The organism is Flavobacterium sp. HTF, assembly GCF_003105115.1.
Classification (GTDB): Bacteria; Bacteroidota; Bacteroidia; order Flavobacteriales; family Flavobacteriaceae; genus Flavobacterium.
The window spans coordinates 1-6,966 of the sequence record NZ_QETH01000145.1; the positions used below are offsets into that span (position 1 = coordinate 1).

A 6,966-nucleotide genomic window follows, 5' to 3' on the forward strand; every position below is an offset into this window, starting at 1 on the left:
TTGTTAAACTTTTAAATTAAAAATATAAAACTCCAACAATCAATAACTTACAATTAGGTTTGTTTTTTTCTACACATCAATAATATTGCCAATTTATTTTTTGATGATTTTTTTAAAGAGATTTACAATTCCCAAAACAATAAATCCTAATACAAGACCAATTACAAATTCTTTTACAATTGCAGGAAGATTAATTTGGGGTACTAAATGATGGAAAAACGGAATGTAATGCACGAAGATACCTCCTGCAACCAACATCAAAGCAATTGTTCCAATGACTGTTAAAGCTTTAATGACTAACGGAAGTGCTTTTACCAGTATATTTCCAATAAATTTTGATACACTTTTTTCTCTTTTACTAAATTTAATAAGTTTATAACCCGCTTCGTCCATTCTGACGATAAGGGCTACAATACCATATACGCCAACAGTTGCTATTAAGGCAATTATTGAAGTTACAATTATTTGCTGTGTAATTGGTTTTCCGATTACTGTTCCTAAGGCAATAATTACGATTTCTACAGAGAGGATAAAATCAGTTACGATAGCTGATTTTATTTTGCCTTTTTCTGCTTCAAGAATTTGTTCTTCTGTAAGTACTTCGTCTGTAATTCCTTCTGATTCATGTTCGTGAGGAACAAAATATTCATATATTTTTTCAGCACCTTCGTAAGCTAAAAACAGACCTCCAAGTACTAAAATTACTATAATAGCGATTGGCAGAAAAGCACTTAGTAAGAATGCGATTGGCAAAATAATTATTTTGTTTAGCAATGAACCTTTGCTTATAGCCCACAATACAGGTAGTTCTCTTGAAGAAGCAAAACCTGATGCTTTTTCGGCATTTACAGCTAAGTCATCACCCAAAATTCCGGCTGTTTTTTTTGCAGCAACTTTACTCATTACTGCAACATCATCCATAATTGCCGCGATATCATCTAATAGTACGAAAAAACCTGAAGCCATTTTATTGTATTTTTAAAAATTACGCCTAAATATCTGGTAATAAGCACCAAATATATTCTCTGCGTTTTATTATTAATTTGATGCGAAACTAATACATTTTACTCGAATTTTCTCTAAAAAATGATGTCAAAATTGATGCTTTTATATCTTTCACGTCTTTGTGTTAGTGACTGCATTGCCCTAATAAAACCCAGATAATTATAAATACTAAAATAGTCCCGAAGCATCCGCCTCCTAATTTTTTGGCACCGTAACCTGCTATTAATCCTCTAAAAATGTTGTTCATGATGTTTTGTTTTTATGTTTACGTAAATTTCATAACTTAAAATAAAACGACAGTTATAATACTTTTACAAAAAGTTTCATGATTCACGGATTTCCAGCTAAAAAAAAACACCAGCCTTTTGGGCTGATGTTTTCTCAATTAATAATTAATCAACTAAACAAATAAATTATTAATCTTTATGTGTCTGATTTCTAAACACTAAATTTCCGTCGAAAGCGTCAATCAGAATGATGCTGTCTGTTGTTATATTGTTTGCCAGAATCTCTTTTGACAATTGATTCAGGACCTCTCTCTGAATAACACGTTTTACCGGTCTTGCCCCAAACTGGCTGTCATATCCTTTTTCTGAAAGATAAGAAATCGCTTCCGGAGTGGCATCCATAGTAATACCCTGCAGAGCCAGCATTTTGGTAACACTCTTAAGCTGTAAGCTTACAATTCGGGAGATATTTTCAACAGTTAAAGGCGTAAACAACACAATCTCATCGATACGGTTTATAAACTCCGGACGAACTGTCTGTTTCAGTAAACCTAAAACTTCGACTTTCGCAGCCTCAGTTGCAGCTTCAAGACTTCCTTTCAGATTATCGAATTTTTCCTGTATAATATGACTTCCCATGTTGGATGTCATGATGATAATCGTGTTTTTAAAATCGGCTAAACGTCCTTTGTTATCGGTCAGTCGGCCTTCATCTAAAACCTGCAATAATATATTGAAAGTATCAGGATGTGCTTTTTCTATTTCATCTAATAAAATAACAGAATAAGGTTTTCTGCGCACTGCCTCTGTCAATTGTCCGCCCTCATCGTAACCAACATATCCCGGAGGCGCACCTACTAAACGGCTCACACTATGACGCTCCTGGTATTCACTCATATCGATACGTGTCATCGCATTTTCGTCATCAAAAAGATATTCGGCCAGAGCTTTTGCCAATTCCGTTTTACCCACTCCCGTTGTACCTAAAAATAAGAAGGTCCCAACTGGTTTCTTCATATCCTGCAAACCGGCACGGCTTCTGCGAACAGCATCACTGACTGCTTCGATAGCTTCTTCCTGACCCACAACACGTTTATGCAATTCATCTTCAAGATGCAAAAGCTTTTCTCTTTCCGTCTGAAGCATTTTCATTACCGGAATCCCTGTCCATTTTGCTACAACTTCAGCAATATCTTCACGGGTTACTTCTTCCTTAATTAGGGAATTACCGGATTGATATTCCTGCAATTGTTTCAACAGAACATCTAAACGCTCTTGTGCTTCTTTGATTTTTCCGTAACGAATTTCAGCTACTTTTCCGTAATCACCCTCACGTTCTGCACGTTCTGCTTCATGCTTAAAATCTTCTATTTCGAGTTTAACAGCCTGAACACCATCTACAACATCTTTTTCTGTTTTCCATTTCGTATAGATTTCGTTTCGCTCTTCTTTCAAATTAGCCAGATCCATTGCCAGGATTTTAAGCTTATTTTCTTCTTTTTCGCGTTTGATGGCTTCGATCTCGATTTCCAGTTGCATGATTTTACGATCCAAGACATCTAATTCTTCTGGTTTTGAATTGATTTCCATACGCAATTTAGAAGCCGCTTCGTCCATCAAATCAATAGCTTTGTCCGGTAAAAAACGGTTGGTAATATAACGCTGAGAAAGTTCTACAGCAGCAATAATGGCCTCGTCTTTAATCTGCACTTTATGATGCGTTTCGTATTTTTCCTTAATACCACGCAAAATCGAAATTGCGCTTTCGGTATCCGGTTCATCAATTAAAACCTTTTGAAAACGTCTTTCAAGCGCTTTGTCTTTTTCAAAATATTTTTGATATTCATCTAACGTTGTGGCACCGATTGCTCTAAGTTCTCCACGCGCCAAAGCTGGTTTTAGGATATTGGCTGCATCCATAGCGCCCTCACCTCCACCTGCGCCAACAAGTGTGTGAATTTCATCAATAAACAAAACAATATCACCTTCGGCCGCAGTAACTTCTTTTACTACAGATTTTAGTCGTTCTTCAAACTCCCCTTTATACTTTGCACCGGCAATTAATGCCCCCATATCCAAAGAAAAAACAATTTTATCTTTAAGATTTTCAGGTACATCACCATCAACAATCCTGTGTGCTAAACCTTCTGCAATTGCTGTTTTACCAACTCCGGGTTCACCAACAAGCATTGGGTTGTTTTTTGTTCTTCGGGTAAGAATCTGTAATACACGACGAATTTCCTCATCACGGCCAATAACGGGATCTAATTTTCCGGTACGGGCGAGTTCATTCAGGTTTTTTGCATATTTGTTTAATGCGTTATATGTTTCTTCCGCCGAAGCTGAAGTTACACGCTCACCTTTTCTAAGCTCTTCTATAGTTGCTTTTAATCCTTTTCCGGTAACACCCTGATCTTTTAAGATTTGGGCAACCTTGCTTTTTGAATCGAAAATTGCCAAAATCAAATGTTCGATCGAAACATATTCGTCGTTCATTTTTTGTGCAATAATCTCTGCTTCGTTCAACGCTTTGTTAGCATCTCTGGAAAGCAGGATTTCTCCTCCTGACACTTTTGGAAAGCTTTGTATTGTTGAATCAAGTATTTGTAAAAACAAAGGCACATTTACATTCAGTTTTTTTAAGATAAAAGGTGCTACGTTTTCATCAACTTCAAAAATTGCCTTAAAAATGTGTTCATTTTCTATTTGTTGTTGTCCATTTCTTTGGGCAAGCTGCTGTGATAACTGAATAGCTTCCTGAGATTTGGTTGTAAATTTATTTATATTCATATCTGTACGATTTGGTTTGTTTTTAAATTATTAAATGTGTGATATCATCAAAATTTGAGTTTATTGCGTCAAAATTTAATTTTAAATGATATAACTTTGCTGTAATATTCAAATTATATTCCATAGTAAAAATACAGACAAATGACATTAAAAATCAGGATTTTAGCTGATTTAGATGTCAAAAAGTCATAAACACGATAAAATATGAGTTTTTTAAATTCGATCTTCGGAAATTCAGACAATTCGGATTCCCAAAAAAGTAATGTAAACTGGATTCCTCTTACAAATTTAGCACAGTTAAACGATATAGAAACCATTTCAAATGTTAAGCCTATTGTAATTTTTAAGCACAGTACAAGATGCAGTATCAGTAGAATGGCTTTGAAGCAATTTGAAAAAGAATATGATTTAGACGAAACAGTTGACGCTTTCTTTCTGGATTTGATTGCACATCGTGATGTGTCTAACGAAATTGCCAGCAAATTTAATGTATACCACGAATCACCTCAATTAATATTGATCAAAAACGGTAAAGCAGTTTATAATGCTTCTCATAGTGATATTGACGCAGAAGCGCTAAAAGGTAAGGTGTAAATCTTTAATTAATATCGAATGATGAACTAAAAATAAAAACCCTGAACTAAAAATTCAGGGTTTTTATTTTTATGTATTAGAACAAACGTTTTTCAATTTAAAAATTTCCGGAAGATCCGCCGCCACTAAAACCTCCGTCACCAAATTCCATTGGCGAATCAGGGGCTTTTGCTTCAGGTTTCATTCCGAAGGTTGAAGCGATTATTAAGGTTTCGGCATTTAAGAATGTATTAGAATTTGATATTCTGTCCGGTTTAAATGTTAGTCCGCTTTCTTTTGTTTTTAGTTTTCTTATAAAAAAGAAGGCAATTGCAAACAAAATTAGTCCTCCTAATGTTAGTGCAACTTCAATTGGCAAAACAGAATGATAAAATCTAAAACTGTAAAATGAAAAGGCAATTGCGAGAAAACTGATCCAAAGCATAATTCTGTCTTTGTTCTTTAACGAATAGAAAAGATACAAAACCGGGACAATAAAAGTAAATCCCCAAAAGAACAACGCAAATGGAATTTCAGGACTTACCTCATAATAGGTATTGGATAAACTTGCAGAAAATTCTCTTACTATCAAATAATTTCCTGACAAATAAAATAATACTATACTAACGCTTTTTATCAACTGAATTCCATTGTAGTAATAGGGTTCCGTTAAATCTTTATTTAATTTTCTGCATAAGAAATAAGTACCGGCTCCGTAGAACATCATGAAAAAAGGCAAAATTGCCTGTCCTGCTTCCAGGTACTCAAATATGGCATATCCGAGTGTTATGGTCAATCCTAAATAAAATATCAAGGCTGATAATAAATGTATATAACGCAAAAACATTACCAGCGAAATGATGGTCACAATAATACTAACCGGAAGCACATAATGGAATTCTGTAGCAATTGTAACCGCACCGCCAAAGTTTAGTATTGTGCCTAAAATAAAAGCATCATCTAATCCGTGGTTGTAATAATCCTTTTTTGCTAAAAATTCTGAGCCTATTACCCCAATTATTCCAAATAGAAAAGGAAAAACTTCCCAACTCCTTTCAATTGCCGCAATACCCAAAAGTGATATTGCACTGCATATTGAAGAATATAAAAATGAACCGAGCAAGAAGAAACCGATTCTTACAAGGATATTTTTATGACTGTTAAGTACAGGAAGTTGTTTTTTTATAATGTCAAGTTGTTCTTTACCAATAAAACCTGCATTTTTTAATGAATCTGCTTCTTCAGCCAAAACAGAATTTTCTAATTTATTTCTATCAAATACTATCATTCTGCAATTTCTTTATTGAAGTTCTTAATCAATTTTATAAACAAAACTATCGAGCCGATAAAATATGCCGGTATAGCAAGAACAATTAACATCCAAATATCCTGAAAATCAATATTCTCAAAAATCCTGAAAATGAAAATATTGATTCCGATATAAGCATAAAGAATCATAAAAACATATAAGGAAATAGCCTTAAGCTGGTAACTGGCTTTATAAAAATAATAGGAAGATGCTGCAAGAACAGCAGAAAAAATTAGCCAGAATCCATAATATTCGTTTACCATATTAGTAATGGCCGTAATGCTTATTATATGGAGAGCAAAAGTGGAATAGATTAATTTAAAATGTGTTTTTAGTCCTATTTTATCACTGTAAAATGTCCACAAAATCAATAAAACCCCAAGCATAATTGCCGAGAAGCTCAGACTCTGATTTAAATATAAATCATTTTTAAATAAATCCTGAGGCGTTACAGATAACCCTACATAAGCTGCCAAACCGGTAATAGCAATTGTTAAGACACTTTTGTTGTCAAAATAATAAGCACAAATGAAACTGACAACTGTTGGTATTAATGTTGCTAAACCATAATGAGTTCCAAATGGTTCATACTGAACTTGCAAATATCCTATAAATATGCAGGTCAGAATATTGGCCAGAAGCACCAGGTATTCCAAAACAGGACTTTCAAAAGTAGTTTCTGACTTCCTGAATCCTACTGAATTTTTAAAACAGTAGTAAAAACAAACAACAGTGACAATGAGCAATAAAGACAAAATAGCAACGTGGCCAATAGTATCAATATTTTCATAAATCAAAATTCCAATACCGGATGTAAAAAGCAAAACCGATAAATACAAAAACATTTTTAACTCCGCATTCAGTGAAAAAATGCCCAAACTGCGGTAGTTTTTTATCTGACTGAATTGTTCTTCAGTAATAAAGTTTTTCTCAAAAAGTTTTTGAGTTGCCTGTTCTTCAAATTCTGCCATATTTTAAATTTAGGTTAACTAATTCTCAAATGTATATAATTAGGCTGAAATTTCTTAAATTCCATGTAACTATTTAAATAAAAAAACCGAT

At 33.9% G+C, this 6,966-nt stretch carries 6 protein-coding genes; 1 reads left to right on the forward strand and 5 read right to left on the reverse strand.

The features are described 5' to 3' along the window. Positions 1 to 93 precede the first annotated feature (93 nt). From DCO46_RS21870 to clpB, 3 genes are all read right to left on the reverse strand, one after another. Positions 94 to 966 carry a DUF808 domain-containing protein gene (locus DCO46_RS21870; RefSeq protein WP_116754591.1) on the reverse strand — a complete coding sequence of 291 codons (873 nt, stop codon included), beginning with the start codon at positions 964 to 966 and terminating at the stop codon, positions 94 to 96. A 163-nt stretch (positions 967 to 1,129) separates the two neighbouring features. Then, positions 1,130 to 1,252 carry a hypothetical protein gene (locus DCO46_RS23355; RefSeq protein WP_262509799.1) on the reverse strand — a complete coding sequence of 41 codons (123 nt, stop codon included), beginning with the start codon at positions 1,250 to 1,252 and terminating at the stop codon, positions 1,130 to 1,132. 169 nt (positions 1,253 to 1,421) lie between these two features. Next, a complete protein-coding gene (gene clpB / locus DCO46_RS21875) occupies positions 1,422 to 4,022 on the reverse strand; it encodes an ATP-dependent chaperone ClpB (protein ID WP_116754592.1) in 2,601 nt (866 codons plus the stop codon). A gap of 204 nt (positions 4,023 to 4,226) precedes the next feature. Between clpB and ytxJ the strand changes: the two genes are divergently transcribed. Next, entirely contained in the window at positions 4,227 to 4,616 is a 390-nt protein-coding gene (ytxJ, locus tag DCO46_RS21880) for a bacillithiol system redox-active protein YtxJ (RefSeq protein WP_116754593.1), read from the forward strand. Between the two features lie 97 nt (positions 4,617 to 4,713). Here ytxJ and DCO46_RS21885 read toward each other — a convergent pair whose 3' ends face one another. Together DCO46_RS21885 and DCO46_RS21890 are read right to left on the reverse strand one after the other, a co-directional pair. Continuing rightward, positions 4,714 to 5,883, reverse strand: coding sequence for a hypothetical protein (locus DCO46_RS21885; protein WP_116754594.1), 1,170 nt, complete (start codon positions 5,881 to 5,883; stop codon positions 4,714 to 4,716). Next, a complete protein-coding gene (locus tag DCO46_RS21890) occupies positions 5,880 to 6,875 on the reverse strand; it encodes a DUF2157 domain-containing protein (protein WP_116754595.1) in 996 nt (331 codons plus the stop codon). The genes DCO46_RS21885 and DCO46_RS21890 overlap by 4 nt, the downstream gene beginning before the upstream one ends. Between the last annotated feature and the right edge of the window lie 91 nt (positions 6,876 to 6,966).